At 69.8% G+C, this 20727-nt stretch carries 15 protein-coding genes and 1 pseudogene; 11 read left to right on the forward strand and 5 right to left on the reverse strand.

Annotated elements, in window-relative coordinates; genetic code table 11:
- Window positions 1–24: 24 nt before the first annotated feature.
- Together HUN07_RS23325 and HUN07_RS23330 are read left to right on the forward strand one after the other, a co-directional pair.
- Complete coding sequence (locus HUN07_RS23325) at window positions 25–1860, forward strand: acyl-CoA dehydrogenase (RefSeq protein ID WP_174913251.1); 1836 nt, start codon at window positions 25–27, stop codon at window positions 1858–1860.
- 760 nt (window positions 1861–2620) lie between these two features.
- Window positions 2621–4512, forward strand: a pseudogene (locus HUN07_RS23330) (YhgE/Pip family protein).
- 76 nt (window positions 4513–4588) lie between these two features.
- Here HUN07_RS23330 and HUN07_RS23335 read toward each other — a convergent pair.
- Both HUN07_RS23335 and HUN07_RS23340 read right to left on the reverse strand, forming a co-directional pair.
- Window positions 4589–6706 carry a VanW family protein gene (locus tag HUN07_RS23335; RefSeq protein WP_174913254.1) on the reverse strand — a complete coding sequence of 706 codons (2118 nt, stop codon included), beginning with the start codon at window positions 6704–6706 and terminating at the stop codon, window positions 4589–4591.
- Window positions 6707–6993: 287 nt separating this feature from the next.
- Window positions 6994–8331 (reverse strand): acetyl-CoA C-acetyltransferase, encoded by a 1338-nt coding sequence (locus HUN07_RS23340; RefSeq protein ID WP_174913256.1) that lies wholly within the window; start codon window positions 8329–8331, stop codon window positions 6994–6996.
- 173 nt (window positions 8332–8504) lie between these two features.
- Between HUN07_RS23340 and HUN07_RS23345 the strand changes: the two genes are divergently transcribed.
- Window positions 8505–9851 (forward strand): 3-oxoacyl-ACP reductase, encoded by a 1347-nt coding sequence (locus HUN07_RS23345; RefSeq protein ID WP_174913258.1) that lies wholly within the window; start codon window positions 8505–8507, stop codon window positions 9849–9851.
- Entirely contained in the window at window positions 9851–10723 is an 873-nt protein-coding gene (locus HUN07_RS23350) for a MaoC/PaaZ C-terminal domain-containing protein (RefSeq protein WP_114723339.1), read from the forward strand. The genes HUN07_RS23345 and HUN07_RS23350 overlap by 1 nt, the downstream gene beginning before the upstream one ends.
- 75 nt (window positions 10724–10798) lie before the next feature.
- Here the strand turns inward: HUN07_RS23350 and HUN07_RS23355 are convergent, their stop codons facing one another.
- Window positions 10799–11125, reverse strand: a complete 327-nt coding sequence (locus HUN07_RS23355) for a MerR family transcriptional regulator (protein WP_114723338.1) — start codon at window positions 11123–11125, stop codon at window positions 10799–10801.
- Between the two features lie 459 nt (window positions 11126–11584).
- Here HUN07_RS23355 and HUN07_RS23360 point away from each other — a divergent pair, with 459 nt between their 5' ends.
- From HUN07_RS23360 to HUN07_RS23370, 3 genes are all read left to right on the forward strand, one after another.
- Entirely contained in the window at window positions 11585–11728 is a 144-nt protein-coding gene (locus HUN07_RS23360) for a hypothetical protein (protein WP_174913260.1), read from the forward strand.
- A gap of 105 nt (window positions 11729–11833) precedes the next feature.
- Window positions 11834–12133: a WhiB family transcriptional regulator gene (locus tag HUN07_RS23365; RefSeq protein WP_114723337.1), complete on the forward strand. Its 300-nt coding sequence runs from the start codon at window positions 11834–11836 to the stop codon at window positions 12131–12133.
- Between the two features lie 62 nt (window positions 12134–12195).
- Window positions 12196–12351, forward strand: a complete 156-nt coding sequence (locus tag HUN07_RS23370) for a DUF6131 family protein (protein ID WP_174913263.1) — start codon at window positions 12196–12198, stop codon at window positions 12349–12351.
- A 57-nt stretch (window positions 12352–12408) separates the two neighbouring features.
- Here HUN07_RS23370 and HUN07_RS23375 read toward each other — a convergent pair whose 3' ends face one another.
- The gene (locus HUN07_RS23375) at window positions 12409–13002 is read right to left on the reverse strand and encodes a TetR/AcrR family transcriptional regulator (RefSeq protein WP_114723336.1); all 594 of its coding nucleotides are present in this window, start codon (window positions 13000–13002) and stop codon (window positions 12409–12411) included.
- A 94-nt stretch (window positions 13003–13096) separates the two neighbouring features.
- Window positions 13097–14284: a glycoside hydrolase family 3 N-terminal domain-containing protein gene (locus HUN07_RS23380; protein WP_174913266.1), complete on the reverse strand. Its 1188-nt coding sequence runs from the start codon at window positions 14282–14284 to the stop codon at window positions 13097–13099.
- A 131-nt stretch (window positions 14285–14415) separates the two neighbouring features.
- Here HUN07_RS23380 and HUN07_RS23385 point away from each other — a divergent pair, with 131 nt between their 5' ends.
- The 4 genes from HUN07_RS23385 (at window position 14416) to HUN07_RS23400 (ending at window position 20706) form a co-directional block, all read left to right on the forward strand.
- Window positions 14416–14883 carry a universal stress protein gene (locus HUN07_RS23385; RefSeq protein WP_114723335.1) on the forward strand — a complete coding sequence of 156 codons (468 nt, stop codon included), beginning with the start codon at window positions 14416–14418 and terminating at the stop codon, window positions 14881–14883.
- Window positions 14884–14938: 55 nt separating this feature from the next.
- Window positions 14939–16036 (forward strand): isochorismate synthase, encoded by a 1098-nt coding sequence (locus tag HUN07_RS23390; protein WP_174913269.1) that lies wholly within the window; start codon window positions 14939–14941, stop codon window positions 16034–16036.
- A 142-nt stretch (window positions 16037–16178) separates the two neighbouring features.
- A complete protein-coding gene (locus tag HUN07_RS23395; protein ID WP_114723333.1) occupies window positions 16179–16352 on the forward strand; it encodes a DUF2613 domain-containing protein in 174 nt (57 codons plus the stop codon).
- Window positions 16333–20706 (forward strand): alpha-(1->3)-arabinofuranosyltransferase domain-containing protein, encoded by a 4374-nt coding sequence (locus HUN07_RS23400; RefSeq protein WP_441346785.1) that lies wholly within the window; start codon window positions 16333–16335, stop codon window positions 20704–20706. Before HUN07_RS23395 ends, HUN07_RS23400 begins: the two co-directional genes overlap by 20 nt.
- The last annotated feature ends 21 nt before the right edge of the window (window positions 20707–20727 follow it).

Below are 20727 nucleotides of genomic sequence, written 5' to 3' on the forward strand. Positions count from 1 at the left end.
GTGCCACTTCAGGGAGAGCAAAACATGGGCCACTACAAGAGCAACGTCCGCGACCTCGAGTTCAACCTGTTCGAGGTACTTGGTCTGGACAAGCCGCTGAGTGAGGGCGTGTGGGGGGATCTCGACGCCGACACCGTCAAGGAGATGCTGTCCGAGGTCGCGCGCCTCGCGGAGGGCCCGCTCGCCGAGGCCTTCGCCGACACCGACCGCAATCCGCCGGTATTCGACCCCGAGAAGCACGAGGCGACCCTGCCGGAGTCCTTCAAGAAGTCGTTCAAGGCGATGTGGGACGCCGAGTGGTACCGCATGGGCCTGAGCGAGGAGATCGGCGGCGTTCCGGTTCCGCGCACGGTGGTGTGGGCCATCGCCGAGATGCTGCTGGGCGCACAGCCCGCCGCGTTCATGTACCAGGCCGGCCCGTCGTTCGCGGACGTGCTCTTCCACAACGGCACGGACGAGCAGAAGCAGTGGGCGGCAACCTGTGTCGAGCGCGGCTGGGGTGCCACCATGGTGCTGACCGAGCCGGACGCCGGTTCCGATGTGGGCGCCGGACGCACCAAGGCCATCAAGCAGGACGACGGCTCCTGGCACATCGAGGGCGTCAAGCGCTTCATCACGTCCGCCACCTCGGACGACCTGTTCGAGAACATCTTCCACCTGGTGCTCGCGCGCCCCGAGGGCGCCGGACCGGGCACCAAGGGCCTGAGCCTGTTCTTCGTCCCGAAGTTCCACTTCGACTTCGAGAAGAACGAGCTCGGCGACCGCAACGGTGTCTTCGTCACCAACGTCGAGCACAAGATGGGCCTCAAGGCGTCCACGACGTGTGAGCTCACGTTCGGCGGCCACGACGTTCCCGCGCAGGGCTGGCTCGTCGGCGAGGTCCACAACGGCATCGCCCAGATGTTCGACGTCATCGAGCACGCTCGAATGATGGTGGGCACCAAGGCCATCTCCACCCTGTCCACCGGCTACCTCAACGCGCGTGACTACGCCAAGGAGCGCGTCCAGGGCTCCGACCTGACGCAGATGACGGACAAGACCGCCCCCCGCGTCACCATCACGCACCACCCGGACGTGCGCCGCAGCCTCGCGATGCAGAAGGCGTACGCCGAGGGCCTGCGCGCGGTGTACCTCTACACCGCCGCGCACCAGGACGACGCGGTCGCCGCGCTGGTCTCCGGCGCCGACAAGGAGACCGCGTTCCGCGTCAACGATCTGCTGCTGCCGATCGTCAAGGGCGTCGGTTCCGAGCGGGCCTACCAGTACCTGACCGAGAGCCTGCAGACCCTCGGCGGCTCCGGCTTCCTGCAGGACTACCCGATCGAGCAGTACATCCGCGACTCGAAGATCGACTCGCTGTACGAGGGCACCACCGCCATCCAGGCGCAGGACTTCTTCTTCCGCAAGATCGCGCGTGACCGCGGCGTCGCCCTGGCCCACGTCGCCGGCGAGATCAAGAAGTTCATCGACAGCGAGGCGGGCAACGGCCGGCTCAAGGCCGAGCGGGCGCTGCTCTCGACCGCCCTCGAGGACGTGCAGGGCATGGCCGCGGTCCTCACCGGGCACCTCATGGGCGCCCAGGAGCAGCCCACCGAGCTGTACAAGGTGGGTCTCGGCTCGGTGCGGTTCCTGATGGCGGTCGGCGACCTGCTGGTCGGCTGGCAGTTGCTGCGTCAGTCCGAGATCGCGATCAAGGCACTCGACGAGGGCGCCTCCGACAAGGACAAGCCGTTCTACGAGGGCAAGGTCGCGACCGCGTCGTTCTTCGCGAAGAACGTGCTGCCCGAGCTGACCGCGACGCGAAACATCCTGTCGCACCTCGACAACGACATCATGGAACTGGACGAGGCCGCGTTCTGATTCCCTGATCTGATGTCCTGATCGACGAAGGAACCCCCGCACACCACGTGTGCGGGGGTTCTTTCGTCGGTGCCCGGGCGCGGGCGGCGCAGGTGTGTTTGGCTGTTGATGTTGATGCCCTGCCACCGAACCCGAGGTTGGTGACCTGCAGTGACCAGCATGGACGACCCGTACTCGCCGCCCGCTCCGCCACCGGCAGTGCTCGCCGAGGGACTGACCCGCCACGGCGCCCTGGGGCCCGTCTTCGGTCCCGTGGACCTGAGGATTCCGTTCGGGGGGCCGGCCGTGATCCAGGGTTTCGCGGGGTCGGGCCGCACGTCCCTGCTGCTCACCCTCGGCGGGCGGATGAAACCGTCGGGCGGGCGCCTCACCGTGCTCGGGCGCACCCGGCCGGCCGCGATCCGGGCGGTGTCCGCGATCGCCGGATTCGCCGGCATCGACACCATCTCCGAATCGGTGACCGTGCGCGATCTGATCACCGAGCAGATCCGCTGGGACGCAACGTGGTACCGGCTGATCCGCCGGGCGGGCCGGCGCGAGCTCGAGCAGGTGTGCGCACCGGTGTTCGGGGATCGGCCGCTGCCGCGGCTCACCGACTACGTCAGTGATCTCGACGAACTGGACGCGATGCTGTTGCGGATCGCCGTCGCCGACACCCAGGTTCCCCCGGTGCTGCTGATCGACGATCTCGAACAGGTGCGGGACGAGACCGAACGCGCCGTGCCGGGAACGGCTCGATCCCCGGAAGCGAGGAGTAGCCATGCTGGCAGGGATGTCGCTCGGTACCGAACTCAAGCGGTTCTCGCGCGGGCTGATGCCGCGGGTCGCGCTCGTGACGATCGTGCTGATGCCGCTGCTGTACGGCGCGCTGTACCTGTGGGCGTTCTGGGATCCGTTCAGCGAGACGGGCAAGATTCCGGTGGCGCTGGTCAACAGCGATCACGGCACCGTCGTGGACGGCAAACCCCTCAACGCCGGAGACCAGGTGGCGCAGGGGCTGATGGACTCCGGCGACCTCGACTTCCACGAGGTGAGCGCGTACGAGGCATCCACCGGCGTCGCGGACGGGCGCTACTACTTCTCGGTGACGCTGCCCGGCGACTTCAGCCGATCCGTGGCGTCCCCCACCGGACCCGATCCGCAGAAGGCCCGGCTGATCTTCACCTACAACGACGCCAACAACTACCTCGGCACGGTCATCGGGCAGAACGCCGCCCAACAGATCCTGAACGTCGTGGGCGCGCAGATCGGTGAACAGTCCGTGGATCAGGCGCTCGTCGGCCTCGGCGCGGCGGGCGACGGACTCCGCCAGGCCGCGGACGGTGCCGGGCAGTTGGCGGCCGGTGCGCAGGCGGCTGACGGTGGCGCACAGCAACTCGCGGTCGGCTCCCGCACGCTGGCCGACGGTCTCACCACCGCGCACTCCGGGGCGACGGCCCTCGCCGACGGCACGGCGCAGCTCTCGGCGGGCATCGACACCGCGTCCGGCGGCGCGACCGCACTGTCCGGGGGACTGGACCAGTTGTCGGGCGCCACAGCCCAACTCGGGAACGGCGCCGGACAGCTCAGCGCCGGTGTGACGCAACTGGTCGCCCAGGTGACCGGCACTCTCGGACCGGCGCTGGACCCGGCCCTGCGCGGGCAGCTCGCGCAGCTCGAGGACGGGGCACAGCAGCTCGCGTTCCAGCTCGGCGACCCGTCGAGCCCCTACGGTCGGGGATGTCCCAGGCCGTCGGCGGCGCCGGCCAGCTGCGGGACGGCCTCACGCAGCTGCAGTCCGGCGGGCAACAGGCGGCGTCGGGCGCCCGCACCCTCGACGACGGTCTGGCCCAGTTGTCCGGTGGCGGCGAGACTCTCGCGCAGGGTGCCGGGCAGCTCGCCGCCGGTACGACTCAGCTGAAGGACGGATCGGGCGAACTCGCGTCCCAGCTGAAACAGGGCAGCGAGCAGGTCCCCGCCTGGGATCCACAGCAGCGCACCGCCGTCGCGCAGACCCTGTCGGCCCCGGTGACGCTGGACCAGCACCACGAGAACCGGGCCAAGACCTTCGGCACCGGGTTCGCGCCGTTCTTCCTGCCGCTGGCGCTGTTCGTGGGCGGCATCATCACGTGGATGCTGTTGCGGCCGGTCCAGACTCGCCCGATCTCGACCGGGCTCGGCGCGATGCGGGTGGTGCTGGCGTCGTACTGGCCGGCCGCGCTGATCGTGATCGCACAGGTGCTGGTGATGTACGTCGTGGTGCACTTCGGTGTAGGACTGGTGCCGGTCTACGTGTTCGGCACCATCACGTTCCTGGGACTGGTCGGCCTCACCTACATGGCGCTGATCCAGGCGTTCAACGCGATCTTCGGCCCCGCCGTCGGACGCGTCGTCACCCTGGCGTTCCTGATGCTGCAACTGGTGTCGTCCGGCGGCATCTACCCCGTGGAAACCACCGCGAAACCGTTCGAGGTCCTGCACCCGTTCGACCCGATGACATACGCCGTCAACGGGTTACGACAGCTCACCGTCGGCGGCATCGACTCCCGGCTGTGGGTGTCGATCGCGGTGCTCCTCGGGCTGCTGTTGGCATCGCTGGTCGCCAGTTCGCTGTCGGTGCGGCGCGACCGTGCCTGGACGCTGATGCGGCTGCACCCGCCGATCGAGGTGTGAGACACCCTCATGAGCTGAAGGGACCGTTCACACGCCGACAGCGTATGAACGGTCCCTTCAGCTACGGACTCGGGGGCTACCCGCCGGGGGTGGGCGCCGGCGGCGCGCCTTCCCCCGAGGGCTTCGGCGCCGGCTCGTTCGACACGCACTTCACGATCGGGACCGGGTCGTACTTGACCGTCCGGGTGCTGCGCGAGATCTCCGCACCGGTCTTGGCGTCGGTGATGATCCGGGTGTCGCTCGTGGTGAATCCCGGTGCGCCGCCGGACGCCACGCAGTGCGGGCCGGCCGGGAGGCTGATCGTGTTCGGCGACGTCTGACTCGTCCGTCCGCCGGTCACGGATTCGACGTCGACCGTCTTGGTGCCCCAGATGCGCACCGTGATGTTCGAGTTGGTCCCGATGGTCTGGATCATCACGCCCGTCTTGTACGGGTTGCGGAACTTGAGGTCGATCGCGCCCTCGAACACCGTCGCCTCGCGCGCCGCCGGGTAGCGGGAGATGTAGTAGCTGTGCTCGGTGTGTTCGACGTCCTCCATGCCCGCGAAGTACGTGGCGTTGTAGAGGGTGGTCGCGAGCTGACTGATGCCGCCGCCGACCGCCTTGTCCGGGCGGCCGTTGTTGATGATGCCCGAGTCGACATAGCCCTGCGCCGCACCGCGGGGACCGGTCTGGGCATCGAACGAGAAGGTTTCTCCCGGCTTGACGAGCGCGCCGTTGATCTGACTGGCCGCGAGCCGGATGTTGACACCGGACGCGTACTCGAACCCGCCGGTGGTGTACTCGCCGATCACCTCGCGGATGCCGAGCGCATTCGCGCCCTCGGTGGTCAGAGCCGGCTCGACGGGCTCGTAGATCGCGGGAGTGGTTCGCTCACCGGGTACGGTGAGCAGCGCCGGCAGCGGTTCGAGGGTCTTGGGCCACTGCACCATGTCGCCGGTCACCGACGGGATCACCTGCGGCGCGCCGCTCGCAAGACTGATCTGCGCGTCCTTGGGCTTGACGTCGGTGCTCGCGAGCTGCGGCGCGAGGATTCCGGTGGCCGCCTCGACGTTGTACTGCGGGGACAGACCACCACCGCCGTCCGGAACGAAGGTGAGAACCTTGCCGACCTGGTCCCGTGGCAGCGTCGCGACCGCGCCGTCACGCCCGGTGACCACGACGTTCGCCGCGGCCGCGGGCGTCGCGACGTCGCGCAGCGCGGCATCGACGCCGGCCTGCGTCACCGTCACGTCCACGACGTCGACCGGCAGGTCGACGGTGGTGCCGAAGGCCCAGTCCTCGACGAACATGTCGGCGGCGTCGTCCGTCCGCAGGCTCTGCCCCGGCAACGGTGCGACCGGGACCGGGGTCGCGCCCTCGAACACGACGTTGCCCTCTCGGGGCGCCCGATCCGCTTCTTTCTGCACGCCGGCGATCGCGCCGTCGAGCGCGTTCTCGTCGACCGTCGAGACGAGCCCGACCTCACGGTTGGTGAACAGGGACGCGACGCGGGTGAACGGGTTGACCGGCTGGTCCCCGACACGGTCGAGGGTGGCGGCCCAGTCCACGCCGATACCGGCCTGCGCCGGCACGATCGTGCTCTCCGTGGTCCCGGCGAGCACCGGCACCGGGCTGTCCACTCGCGGGCCGAGTTCGGCGCGCAGCGTCGCCTCGGCCGACGACATGCTCTCGCCGCCGATCTCCACGCCGGCGACGGTGACGCCGCGCGGCACCCGGTCGGCGGAGACCACAAAGTCCACGGCATACGCGATGGCCGCCACTGCCACGACGCCGCCGGCGACCGCGGCATACTTCACCCAGCGCGGCCGCCCCTGCGACTCCGACTCGGGCGTGGTCTCCGACTCCGAAGCAGGCTCGGGAGCGGGCGCGGGCGCGGGCTCCGGCGTCGGCGTCGGCTCGGGATCGGCAGGGGTGATGGCGAAGACCTCGGTGGGGGCCTCGGACGAGACATCCGGTGCGGGCTCGAGGGAGGCGTCCGGTGTCGGCTCGGACGGCACATCCGGCGTGGGCTCGGACGGCACATCCGGCGTGGACTCGGACGGCACATCCGGCGTGGGTTCCGACGAGTCGTCCGGTGTCGGATCATCGGATTCCGACGGCACCGCCGGCATGATCTCGGTGGGATTCTCGTCCGGCTCCGGACCGTCCATGTGGTTTTCGGAACCGTTGTTGCCGTCGCGCTCGTCACTCATCAATGGGCCCTCCTGCCGAATCGACACCGTGCCGGGCCGTCGCGTTGCGTGTTTCTACCCGTGCAGCCTAGTCCTCGGGACTCCGGGCAACCGCTCGGGAATCCCGGTCAGCAGCCGCTGCTCGCATCATTCCATCCGCCCGAAGGGGCGGAGAGCGTAGAGCGGCCCCGTGTGATTGCCAGGTCGGGGGTCAGGCAATAACACGGGGCCGATTGGATTATCGCTCCCCTGCGGACCGCGTTACATCCTCGGTTCGGGTCAGTCGGATTTTCTGCCCGACCGGTCGATCAGACCTCGACGATGGCGGTGACGCCCTGACCGCCGGCCGCGCAGATGGAGATCAGGCCGCGGCCCGACCCCTTCTCCGCCAGCATCTTCGCGAGCGACGCCACGATCCGACCGCCAGTGGCCGCGAACGGGTGACCCGCCGCAAGCGACGATCCGTTGACGTTGAGCTTGGACCGGTCGATGCTGCCCAGGGCTCCGTCCAAGCCCAGGCGCTCCTTGCAGTACTCGTCGGATTCGAACGCCTGCAGCGTCGCCAGCACGACCGACGCGAACGCCTCGTGGATCTCGTAGAAGTCGAAATCCTGCAGCGTGAGACCGTTTCGGGCCAGCAGGCGCGGGATCGCATAGGTCGGCGCCATCAGCAACCCGTCGGCGCCGTGGATGTAGTCGACGGCGGCGGTCTCGGAGTCCACCAGGTGCGCCAGCACCGGCAGGTTCCGCTCGGCGGCCCACTCGTCGGTGGACAACAACACCGCGGAGGCGCCGTCGGTGAGCGGGGTGGAGTTGCCCGCCGTCATGGTCGCGTCGCCCAGCTTGGTACCGAACACCGGCTTGAGCGTCGCGAGCTTGTCGACATTGGAGTCGGGACGCAGGTTGTCGTCGCGGGTCAGGCCCAGGAACGGGGTGACGAGGTCGTCGAAGAATCCACGGTCGTAGGCGGCGGCCATGTTCTTGTGGCTCGCGGCCGCCAACTCGTCCTGGTCCTCGCGGCGGACACCGAACTCCTTCGCGGTGATCGCGGCGTGGTCGCCCATCGACAGCCCCGTGCGCGGCTCGCCGTTGCGCGGGATCTCGATGCCCAGCATCGACGGGCGCACCTGGCCGAGCAGCTTGACCCGGTCCGCGGTGGAGCGAGCGCGGTTCATCGAGAGCAGGAACTCGCGCAGTTCGTTGTTGACACCGATCGGCGCATCGGACGTGGTGTCCACACCGCCGCCGACACCGGCCTCGATCCGGCCGGCCGCAATGGCGTCACCGACCGCGATGATCGACTGCAGCCCGGTGCCGCATGCCTGCTGCAGGTCGTACGCCGGGGTGTAGGGGCTCAGCGCGCTGCCGAGCACGCACTCGCGCATGAGGTTGAAGTCGCGGCTGTGCTTGAGGACCGCGCCACCGACGACCATGCCCAGCTGCTCGCCCTGCAGCCCGAAGCGGCTGACCAGCCCGTCCAGCGTCGCGGTGAACATGTCCTGGTTGGACGCATGCGCGTACGCCCGATCCGAGCGCGCGAAGGGAATGCGGTTGCCGCCGACGATGGCGACGGGGCGAAGCTGCCGACCACCGGACTGCGGTGCGGACGCCGGCTTGGCGCTGCGATTACGGGCTCTGCTGGTCACGTCGGTCTCCATGTAGGTGGGGGGATCCCGCTGGAAATCTGCTCGAGATCCGCATGGTCGATCCGCCTCGGCGGTGGGTTCTGCACTCGACATTGAACTTACTCCAGAGTAAGTTCAATGTCGACACCGCACCCGGATGCACGGGTGCCCGATTGCGACAAAGAAGGTGGACCGTGGCAGCCAGCAAGGGCGCTCCCGACCTCTACTCACAGTTCCTCTCGTCCGCGCCGGGCGCGTTCATCGCCAAGCAGGCCGGGTTGCCGCAGCCGGAGAAGCTGCGTCGCTACAAGGCCGGCGAGCCGCCCCTGGCGGGCCCGGTCCTGATCGGCGGCGAGGGGCGTCTGGTGGAGCCGATCCGCGCGCTGCTGTCGGACTACCCGGCCGCGCAGCCGCACGACGACCGCTACGGCGCGCTGGTGTTCGACGCGACCGGCATCGGCCAGGTAACCGAGCTGGTGCAGCTGTTCGAGTTCTTCCAGCCCGTCATCCGCAACCTCGCGCCGTCGGCCCGCGTCGTCGTGCTCGGTACGACGCCGGAGCTTGCATCGGGCGTCGACGAGCAGATCGCCCAGCGTGCGCTCGAGGGCTTCACCCGCAGCGTCGGCAAGGAGATCAAGCGCGGCGCCACCGCCCAGTTGGTCTACGTCTCCCCCGACGCCGCCACCGGCCTGTCCGGCCTCGAGTCCACCCTCCGCTTCCTACTCTCGGCCAAGTCGGCGTTCGTCGACGGCCAGGTGATCCGGGTCGGCGCCGAGGACGCGGTCGCCCCCGCGAGCTGGGACCGCCCGCTCGAGGGCAAGGTCGCCGTCGTGACCGGCGCCGCGCGTGGCATCGGCGCCACCATCGCCGAGGTCCTCGCCCGCGACGGCGCGCAGGTCGTATGCGCCGACATCCCGGCCGCCGGCCAGGCACTGTCCGAGACGGCCAACAAGGTGGGCGGCACGTCCCTCGCACTCGACGTCACGGCGGCCGACGCAGCCGACAAGCTCGCCGAGCACCTGATGGAACGTCACGGCGGCGCGGACATCATCGTCCACAACGCCGGCATCACCCGAGACAAGACGCTCGCGAACATGGACGAGTCCCGCTGGAACAGCGTGATCGGCGTCAACCTCCTTGCCCCGCAAAAGATCACCGACACCCTGGTCGCCAAGGGTGTGCTCCGCGAGGGCGGCCGCGTGGTGGACGTGTCCTCGATCGCCGGCATCGCCGGCAACCGCGGCCAGACCAACTACGGCACCTCGAAGGCCGGCGTCATCGGCCTGGTCCAGGCCACCGCACCGGTGCTGGCCGAGAAGAAGATCACTATCAACGCCGTCGCCCCCGGCTTCATCGAGACCGCGATGACCGCCGCGATCCCGTTCGCGACCCGCGAGGCCGGACGCCGGATGAGCTCGCTGCTGCAGGGCGGCCAGACCGTGGACGTGGCGGAACTGGTGTCGTACTTCGCCAGCCCCGCGTCGGGCGCCGTGACCGGCCAGGTCGTGCGCGTGTGCGGCCAGTCGCTGCTGGGCGCGTGATGACCGGCCGCAAGGGAACACTCGTGCAGTTGCGCGAACAGCCCGGCACCCTCGACAACTACGCACGAGCGGCACTGGGCGCGCTGCCCTTCACCAAGCCCTCCGGCAAGCGCAGCCTGCCGAAGGAGACCCTCGCCCTGCAGGGTCTGCGGGTGGACAGCGCGAACCTTGCCGCATACGCCAAGGTGTGTGGGCTGCGGTTCGGCGACACGCTGCCGATCACGTACCCGTTCACACTCGTCTTCCCGAGCGTCATGCGGCTGCTCACCTCGCGCGATTTCCCCTTCCCTGCAATCGGTTCCGTCCACACCGACAACGTGATCGAGCAACTGCGCCCGATCTCGATGAGCGAGCCGCTGGACCTGAAGGTGCGTGCCGAGAATTTGCGGGCGCACCCCAAGGGCACACAGGTGGATTTCGTCAGCGAGGTCTCGGTGGGCCGGGAACTGGTGTGGCGCCAGGTCAGTACGTTCCTGAAGATGCACCCCACCGGCGCACCCAAGGAGCCGAAGCCCGAACACCCGAGCGAGGTGCCGCCCCCGCCCACCCGCACGTTGCGGGTGGACCAGCGGATCATCAGCCGGTACGCGGCGGTGTCCGGTGACCGGAACCCGATCCATGTATCCGCACTGGGCGCCAAGGCATTCGGCTTCCCGGGCACCATCGCGCACGGCATGTGGAGCGCCGCGGCCGCGCTGCAACTGCTCGAGGGCCGCCTCCCCGAACGGGTGACGTACAGCGTGCGCTTCGGCAAGCCGATCGTGCTGCCGGCCACGGTGAACCTGTACGCCGACCGGACGCCCGACGGCTGGGAACTGGCACTGAAGAATCCGAAGAAGGGCTACCCGCACCTCAGCGCGACCCTGCGGTAGGACCGGTACGCCCGCCCACGCCCGGGTGCAGTCGAGATGCCTCGCCTGCACCCGGGCGTCCGCGTCTGTCGGGGGTCAGGCCTGCCGACCGTCCAATTCGCCTCGCAGACGCGCATTCTCGGCGACGAGTTCGGCGTTGGAGGCCTCCAGTTCGAGGATCTGCCGGATCCCCGTCAGATTGACGCCGGCGTCGACCAGTTCGGACACCCGCGAGAGCCGGTAGATGTCCTCTTCGCTGTAGCGACGCGTGCCACCGCCGGTACGTGACGGCGTGATGAGCCCGCGACGCTCGTACAACCGCAGAGTCTGCGGACCGATTCCGGTCAACTCCGAAGTCACCGAAATTCCGTAGACTCCGCGGGTCGAGCGGGGCGGAGACTGTTGCGTCATCGTGGCCTTCATATCGCGTCGAGGTTGGTCGCGTGGGATTCACGCCCACAGGTGCCCCGTACGGACTCTCGAACGGCCTCTGCGAGCGGTTGCTCAGGCCCCACGGTATCACCGGGACCATACCGAATGTGCGGCAGCAGAGTCAGATTCCTTCACACCCTCCACACGGGTCGTCGGCGCGCCCGATCCTCGACTTCTTACATCTCGAGAATCTCCCCTCTCACCTGCACGGGAGATCCAATCCTCCGGCAGATTCAACATATCTGATTTGGCAGACATAGATTTTGTTGTACGGTTAGGGAGTCAAAGCTTCCAGATGCAAGCGAAGAAGAGTGAGACGGAGAAGTCAGCCCACGCCGAACGAGGCAGGCAGGCGCACTCCACCCCACCGGTCTTCCGAGCCCGAGCGGCGAACCGAGAGGTTTCGTCGACTACGGGTGGGCCGTATCAGAGAAGAAAGGATGACCACACGTGAGTGCGCATCGCCCGACCTTTGCAGGCCGAAAGTCCGCGACATGGTCGCTCAGCACCGAAGAAATCAAGCGCCGCTTGGAGCAGATGTACGGCGGCGACCCGGTCACACCGTCCGCCGACAACAGGCTCAGCGCCGCCTGACAGGCCGCACACCCGCGCAGCGCCCGACCGGCGCGCGCCTTCACGAGGCCCCGAGCCGCGCACAGACGCGATCGGCAGCCGACGAACATTCTCGAGGAGCATCCGATGACCGGAATCCGACCGAACCTCGCACCCCTGGCCGACACCTGGGAATGGCAGCAGCACGGCAACTGCCAGGGCATGAACGAAGCGGTCTTCTTCCCGCCGACCGGCGAACGCGGCAACGCCCGCATGATGCGTGAGCGCCGCGCCAAGGCGATCTGCGCGGCGTGCCCGGTCGTGGCCAAGTGCTTCGAGCACTCCCTCGCGGTGCCGGAACCCTTCGGAGTGTGGGGCGGCGTCGGCGAATCCGAGCGCGCGATGCTTCTCCGGGAACGACGCGCACCGCAACGTGGGGCCGCCTGACCACTCGCCACACCGCCGCCCATCGCGAACGGAATTTCTATCGAAAACGAAAGGGGCGAAACATGATCACCCTCGGCATCATCCTGCTCGTCCTCGGCCTGCTGATCAAGATCCCGATCCTGTGGACCCTCGGTGTCATCGCACTGATCGTCGGCGCCGTGCTGCTCATCCTCGGCGCGGCAGGTCGCGCCGTCGGCGGACGCAAACACTGGTACTGACAGAGCGACGGGCCCCGGGCGGAAACTCCGCCCGGGGCCCGTTCGCAAGGTCTGTGACTACTTCTTCTTGCCGGCCAGACCGCGCCACGCGAGGTTCTCGAGCAACTCGACGGCCGCGGCGACCTTGATCTCGCCACCGGCGACGCGGTCCGCGACCGCCTCGCCCGCGCCGACCAGCGCGACCGCCATGATCGAGAAGTCGGTTCCCGGCTCCGGATCCTTGGTGCTGGACTCGAGCAGCTTGGCGGTCAACTCGATCAACCGGTCGCGGCTGCTGCCGACCTGCGACGCGAACGCCTGCTGACCGATCGCCTGCCGATACAGCACCATCCAGGAACTGCGGTTGTCGTCGACGAAGCCGAGGAAGCCCGTCAGCGCGGCGCGCAGTTGTTCGCGCGGCGGCAGATTGGGATCGCCCGCCGGTGAGATGGCCTCGACGAAACGCAGCCCCTCACGGTGAATACACGCCGCGAACAGTTCGTCCTTGGACCCGTAGTACAGGTACAGCATCGGCTTGGAGATGCTCGCCTTGGCCGCGATCGAGTCCATCGACGCGTCGTGGAACCCGTTGTCGGAGAAGACCTCGACGGCAGCGTCGAGCATCTGCTGCTCACGGACGGCCCTGGGCAGCCGCTTGGTGCCACCAGCCATAATTCCTCCAACCACGGGTAAGAAGTGCCATCTTACTCGATGGTAAGAAGATCAACGGTCACGACAGGAGGCTCCATTGTGACCCAGATCCGGCTCAGCAGGTCACGGCACCCTTGGCGCGCGCCAACGTGAGCACCGAGGAATCGACCTGAGCTGCGGGCAGACGCCCGGACGACACCGCCTGTTCCAGATGATCCAGGACCCGCGGGACGTCGTCGGTCGTGAGCCACAGCGCGACCGTCACGCCGGACTTCAACGCCTGCTCCACGGCCTGAGCGATGTCGTAGCGGTCGGTGATGGCCTTCATTCCGCTCAGATCGTCGGTGAAGATGGGCCCGGTGAACGGGGGTGCGTCGTAGCCGGTGCCCTCGCGCAGCAGCGAGACCGCCTCCGGGCTCAGGCTCGCCGGAAGTCCGTTGGTCGTCAAACCCGGAACGCTCAGGTGTCCGAGCATGACGCCGACCTCGGTATCCACCAGGTTGCGGTACGGCACCAGGTCGGAAGTCTGCAACTGGTCCAGCGGCGGCGTGGTGACGGCACCGGTGTGCGAATCGCCCGATGCCGAACCGTGTCCGGGGAAGTGCTTGAGCACCGGCAGAATTCCGGCCTCACGCATGCCCTGCGCGTACGCCTCCGCGTATCGCGTCACCACCTCCGGATCGTCCGAGAACGACCGGTCCCCGATCACCGAGTCGGCCGGCTGACTGCTGACGTCGACGTCCGGCGCGAAGTTCACGGTGATACCGAGGCTCTTCAGCTCGCGTCCCCGCTCGAGCGCCATCTGGTACGTCTGGTCCGTCGTCATCGTCTGCGCGACCTCGCGCGCCGACGGGTCCGGCCCGAACAGTTCGTCCACGCGGGACACCCGGCCACCTTCCTCGTCGATCGTCACCATCAGTGGGATCGCGCTGGCGTCCTCGACCTGCGGGACCTCGCCGTTCGCGAGCATCGACTCGTCCGTCCAGCTGCCGATGAAGATGCCGCCGATCCCCTCCGACTTGACGATGTCGAGCGCGTCCGCGGTGCCGGTGACCCCGACGGTGAGCAACTGCGCGAGCTTCTGCCGCTGCGTGAGCGAATCCAGGAAGGCGGGACCGCAGACCGCGGACCCTCCGAACCCCGGCAGCGACGGACCGGACGGCTTGGTCTGCGACGTGGGCTGACTGGACGCGGACTGCGAGGACTGCGCCGTGGTGGTGGAGGTGTCGCCACCGTCGCCGGACGAACAGCCGACGGCCAGTCCGGCGCACAGAGCGAGGGCCAGGGCATGTCGGATTCGCATGAATCCGACGGTAGTCCACATCCATTCCGACCGTTTTTCGAGCCGAGCGGCGGGGGTAATGGCAAGGTAATCTCGAAGAACGGAAGCCGAAGGCCGCCAACGGCGGTCGACCCCGATTTCAGGAGGTCACAGTGCCTGCAGATCTCATGCTCATTGCTTACGACGGCTCCGACAACGCCAAGCGGGCGATCGAGTACGCCGGCCGCTTCCTTGCCGCGAACCGCGCCGTGGTCGCCACCGCCTGGGAGCCGATGGTCCGTCAGGCCGCCCGCATGTCCGGGCTGTCCGGCGTGATGCAACCCGAGTGGGTCCCGGACGAGGCCTCCGAGGATGTCGCGCTCACCGACGCGAAGGCCACCAACGAGGAGGGCGTCGACCTGGCGCTCGCCGTCGGCCTCAACGCCGAGGGCCGGTGCTGCGAGTCGGCAACCGCGATCTGGGCCACCATCGTCGAGTGCGCCGACGAACTGAACGCCGACATCATCGTCACCGGCACCCGGGGCACCACCGGACTGCGCTCGCTGCTGCAGAGCAGCGTCGCCGACCACGTGCTGCGGCACAGCCACCGGCCCGTGCTGATCGTGCCGCCCGGAAAGTGAGGCCGCGAACCTAGACGGCGTCGGGCCCGGCGGCCCGACTATCGTCGGCTTCACCATGGACGGCTTTCTCCTCTCGCGCCCCGACCGCACTCTTCGCACCACCGGGACACGGGAACGATTCGACAACACCGACGCGGCGGCGGACGCACTCGCGTCCGCCCGCACCGATGTGGTCGTCGGCGCGCTGCCGTTCGATCCGGCCGCACGCGCCGCCCTCACGGCCCCCGAGACCGTGTCGTGGACGCCCGGACCGTGGCACCCGGAGACCACCCCGCCTCTGCCCCGGGTTCGGATCGAACGCGAGATACCCAGTGCTGCAGTACATGTCGAGCGGGTTCGCGGGCTGATCGAGCGGCTGCGCCGCGGCGAGCTCGACAAGGTGGTCGCCGCCCGGGCCGTGCAGCTCGCGGCCGACGAGCCGATCTCACCGGAGACGCTGGCCGCGCGCATGGTCACCCGGCACGCGGCGGCCAACGGCTTCGCTCTCGATCTCACCGCCGCAGGCGACGGCTATGTCGGGCACACGCTCGTCGGCGCGAGCCCCGAGATCCTGCTGAGCCGACGCGGCCGCACCGTCACGTGCCGACCGCTGGCCGGGTCGGCACCGCGCCACGCCGACCCGGACGCCGACCGTGCCGAGGGGGCGGAACTGCTGGCGTCGTCGAAGAATCTGGCCGAGCACGCGTTCGTCGTCGAATGGATCCGCGACATCCTCGGCCCGCTGTGCGTGGACCTGGACGTGCCGGTCGCGCCCGAGCTCACCCGGACCGGCGAACTGTGGCACCTGGCCAGCCCCATCCGCGGTGAACTGCGGGACCCGTCCGTCGGCTCGCTCGAGCTCGCCACCCTCCTGCACCCGACCCCCGCGGTGTGCGGCACACCCACCGCCCGCGCACTCGACGCGATCCGCGAACTCGAAGGAGACCGCCGCTTCTACGGCGGCGCGGTCGGCTGGTGCGACGGGGCCGGCGACGGCGACTGGATAGTGGCGATCCGGTGCGCCGAGATCGACGACGACGGGACCACGGCACTCGCGTGGGCGGGGGGCGGGATCGTCGCGGCCTCGGACCCCGAGACCGAGCTCGACGAGACCACCACCAAGCTCGGCACGCTGCTCGGCGCCCTGGGTGTCGATGCTCGCGAACCGGCGTGAGCTGGCCCGACAGCGAGCCGACCGCCGCCACGGGCCGGGAATGGAGCCGTCCACGACGTCACGGGTGATACCTTGACCCGGACATCACGTACGCACGAGTAGGACCCCGCGTACCCGGCGGCTTGATCATGGGAGATCAGAGATGGCGAAGTTCCTTGTCCCCGGCATTGCCAGCGCTGTGATCGGTGCTGTCGTCGGCGCCGGCGCCATCCTCGGCATCACCGCAGCCGTCGAGGACAACACGCTCCCCGACATCGACCGTTCCGGTAACGCCAACTCGTCTCTGCTGAACCAGGTTGAGTACGGCAGCCGCTGAACCCGCTGGTATCGCGCGTTCCCGCACCTCCCCCTCGTCCGGCGGTTCCGCCGACGGGGGGCTTTCCGTCGAACCCTCGACTGAACCCCTGACCCGGCGCTGGCTGATCGGCGCCGGGTTCGTCGCGTTGATCATGTGCCTGCTGCAGTCGCCGGGCCTGACCGTTGCCGACACCAAGTACGACCTCACCGAGAACCCCATCGGGTTCCTCGCCCGCGCCGCCCACCAGTGGAACAGCCAGGCGCCGCTGGGGCAGGTGCAGAACCAGGCCTACGGCTACTTCTTCCCGCACGGCGCCTTCTTCGCGTTCGGGGAACTGCTGCACATTCCACCGTGGATCACCCAGCGGTTCTGGTGGGCGCTGCTGATCGTCGCCGGCTTCTGGGGTGTCATCCGGGTCGCCGAGGCCCTCGGCATCGGCAGCCGCAGTTCCCGCATCATCGCGGCCGTGGCCTTCGCGCTGTCGCCGCGCGTGCTGACGACGATCGGGTCGATCTCGTCGGAGTCGCTACCGATGATGCTGGCCCCGTGGGTGCTGCTGCCGGTGATACTCGCGACCAGGCCGGCCGGGCCGGGATCGCGCAGCCTGGGCCGGCTCGCCGCGCAGTCGGCGCTCGCGGTCGCGCTGATGGGCGCCGTCAACGCCGTCGCCACCGCGGCCGCGTGCATGATCGCCGGGCTGTGGTGGATCGCGCACCGCCCCAACCGCCGCTGGTGGGTGTTCACCGCATGGTGGATTCCGTGCCTGCTGCTGGCGACACTGTGGTGGATCGTCCCGCTGCTGCTGCTCGGCCGGGTGAGCCCGCCGTTCCTCGACTACATCGAGTCGTCGGGCGTCACGACGCAGTGGACGTCGCTCACCGAGGTGCTGCGCGGCACCGACAGCTGGACCCCGTTCGTCTCCCCCGAACGCGTCGCCGGCACCGTCCTGGTCACCCAGCCCGTCGCCGTCGTCGCGACCGGCCTGATCGCGGCCGCCGGGCTGGCCGGGCTGTGCATGCGGTCCATGCCCGCGAAGGGCCGCCTGACGCTGATCCTGCTCGTCGGCATCGCCGGGCTCGGCGCCGGCTACGTCGGCGAACTCGGCTCCCCGATCGCCGAGCAGGTCCGCGCCTTCCTCGACGGCACCGGCGCCCCGCTGCGCAACGTCCACAAGCTCGAGCCGCTGGTCCGGCTGCCGCTCGTTCTCGGCCTCGCGCATCTGCTGGCCAAGGTCCCGCTGCCCGGGTCGGTGCCGCTACGACGCTGGCGCAGCGCGTTCGCGCACCCCGAACGCGAACCGATCGTGGCCCTGACCAGCCTGCTGCTGGTCGCACTCACCCTCACGACGTCGCTGGCGTGGTCCGGCCGGCTGGCCCCGCGCGGCGCATACGACGAGGTGCCGTCGTACTGGCACGACGCCGCGCAGTGGCTCGAGGACAACGCCGCGGGCGGCGGCGGCGACGGTTCCGGCGCGGACGCCGAACGCGCGCTCGTGGTGCCCGGCGCCCCGTTCGGCTCCCAGGTGTGGGGACTGACCCGCGACGAACCGCTGCAGCCGCTCGCGTCGACGCCGTGGGCGGTGCGTGACGCCGTCCCGCTGGTCCCGCCGGGCGCGATTCGCGCCCTCGACTCGGTGCAGCGCCTCATCTCCGACGGCCGCCCGTCCGACGGACTCGCCGACACCCTGCTCGCCCAGGGCATCCGCTACGTCGTGGTCCGCAACGACCTCGATCCCGAGACGTCCCGCTCCGCCCGGCCGCTGCTGGTGCACCAGACGGTCGACGGCTCGCCCGGCTTCGAGAAGGTCGCGCAGTTCGGCGACGACATCGCCCCCGAGACCGCCGAGGACGTGGTCGTCGACAGCGATCTGCGTCCCGGGTACCCGGCGATCGAGATCTACCGGGTCACCGCGCCCGGCGCCGCGACACCGCCCGCCGGCCCGTACACCGTCGACCTGGACCGGGTGCCCGTCGTGCAGGGCGGCCCCGAGTCGCTGCTGCGGCTCGCCGAGAACGGGACCGTCACCGGGCCGGCGCTGCTCGCCACCGACGCCGCGCGCGCCGGGATCGACGCCGGATCGGTCACCGTCACCGACACCCCCACCGACCGTGAGACGGACTTCGGGCAGGTCGACAACCACAGCTCCGCGCTGCGCGGCCCCGACGACCCGCGTCGCACCTACAACGCCGTCCCGGACTATCCCGTCCCGGACGCGCCGCTGGTGCACGGCGAGTGGTCCGGCGCGACGATCACCGTGTCGAGCGCGGCGTCCGACGCCACCCAGCTGGGCGGCACCGCGCCGGGCAGCGGTCCGGCCGCCACCGTCGACGGCGACCCGGCCACCGCGTGGCTCAGCAACGGACTCGAGACCGCGCGCGGCCAGTGGCTGCGACTGGACTTCGACACCCCGATCACCCGCGGCATGCTGCACCTGACGACCAGTCCGGCGGCGTTCGGACCACCCGTCAAGTGGCTGCGGATCGAGACGCCGAACGGCTCGACGTCGGTGAAGGTCGACAAGCCCGGCAAGCCGGTCGACGTGTCGCTGCCGTCCGGCACCACGCCGTGGCTGCGGATCCTGGCCACCCACACCGAGGACGGCTCGCCCGGCTTCCAGTTCGGCATCAGCGATCTCACCGTCGACGACTATTCGAGCGGCACCCCGGTGCCCGTCCCGATCGTGCACCGCACAGTGCTGCCCCCGACGCCCGACGGCGCCGCGGTGCGCGGCTGGGATCTGGGCCAGGAACTTCCCGGACGGTCGGGCTGCGCCGAGGGCCCGGACCGGGTGCACTGCAGCGGATCCCTGGTCCTGCCCCCGGAGGAACCGGGCACGTTCACCCGGACCCTGTCGGTGCCCGAGGCCGCCGCCGTCACGCCCGAACTGACGCTGCGGCCGCGTCCCGGCGCCGCACTCGAGGCGCTCGTCGCCGACCCCGGTGCGGTGTCCGCGCACGGACCGTCCGACGGTGTCGAGTTGCGCGGCACGGCGGGCGCCGCGGTGGACGGCGACGTCGCGACGTCCTGGACGGCCCCGGCGGACAGCGCGAAGGGCAAGGGGGGATTGCCGACCCTGACGATCCGGCTGCCGCAGCCGACCCTCGTCACCGGCCTGACCGTCACGCCCAGCCCCGGCAACCTGCCCGCGTCCCCCAGCCGGGTCGCGGTCAACCTGGGGAACGGACCGCAGACCCGCGACCTCGACGACGCCGAGGACCCGTCCGCGCCGCAGACGATCTCCCTCGAACCGCACGTCACCGACACGATCGTGCTGACCCTCGTGCGCTGGCACGAGGTGCTCGACCGGACCGCGCTCGGCTTCCTGCAACTGCAGCCGGCCGGGCTGTCCGAGGTGGCCGCGCTCGGCGAGGACGGCCGCCCGGTCGCGGGGACCGCGACCGCGGCGGCCGACCGCACCACGGTGGGTTGCGATGTCGGGCCGACCATCTCGATCGGCGGCACCCTGGTGCGGACCTCGGTCACCGCGACCGCCGAACAGTTGGCGGCGGGACTGCCGGTGACCGCGACCCCGTGCGCCCCGGCCGTCCCAGCCGCGCTGCCCGCCGGCCGTCAGGACGTGGTGGTCGCGCCCGGACCGGCGTTCACCGTCGACAGCCTGCGCCTCGACGCGGCCCCGGCCGCGCCCGCCGCCGCGCCCGCCTCGCCGACCGTGGGCCGGTGGACCGAGAACCTGCGCGAACTCGACGTCGCCGCCGCCGACACCGACCAACTGCTGGTGGTGCCCGAGAGCACCAACAGCGGCTGGATCGCCACCGCACCCGACGGCACCGAACTGCAACCGGTGATCGTGAGCGGGTGGCAGCAGGGCTGGATCGTGCCCGCCGGCACGGACGGCGTCGTGACGCTCGAGTTCCCGACCGATCGCTGGTACCGCGCCGGGATCGCGTTCGGCCTCGCGCTGCTGATCCCGCTGCTGCTCCTGGCCCTGGTCCCGCGGCGGCGCACCCGCGACCTCGGACCCGCGCCGCGACCGTGGCGGAGCGTCGTCGCCGCTTCCTTCGGGGTGGTGGCCGTCGCGACCGTCGTCGCCGGGCCGGTGGGAACCCTTGTCACCGTCCTCGTCGCGGCCGCCGCGCTGGGACTGTCACGGTGGCGTGGACCGTCGTTCGCGGCGCGGGTACTCGTCGGCGTCGCGGGTGTCTCCTCGGTGCTCGCCGCCGTCCTGCTCTCGACCGGGCCGTGGCGGGCCGCCGACGGCTACGTCGGGCACTCCTTCCTGATTCAGCTGTTCGCGCTGATCGGGGTGGTCTGCGTGGGCGTCTCCGCGTTGCCGCTGTCGCGCTCGCCGATGTGGCGCCGCCTCTCCCAGCGGTGGACCGCCCGGCGGGACGGCTCCTCCACCAACGCGTAACTGGCCGACGCGACCGCGATG

Origin of the sequence: Rhodococcus sp. W8901 (assembly GCF_013348805.1) — a bacterium.
Taxonomy (GTDB): domain Bacteria; phylum Actinomycetota; class Actinomycetes; order Mycobacteriales; family Mycobacteriaceae; genus Prescottella.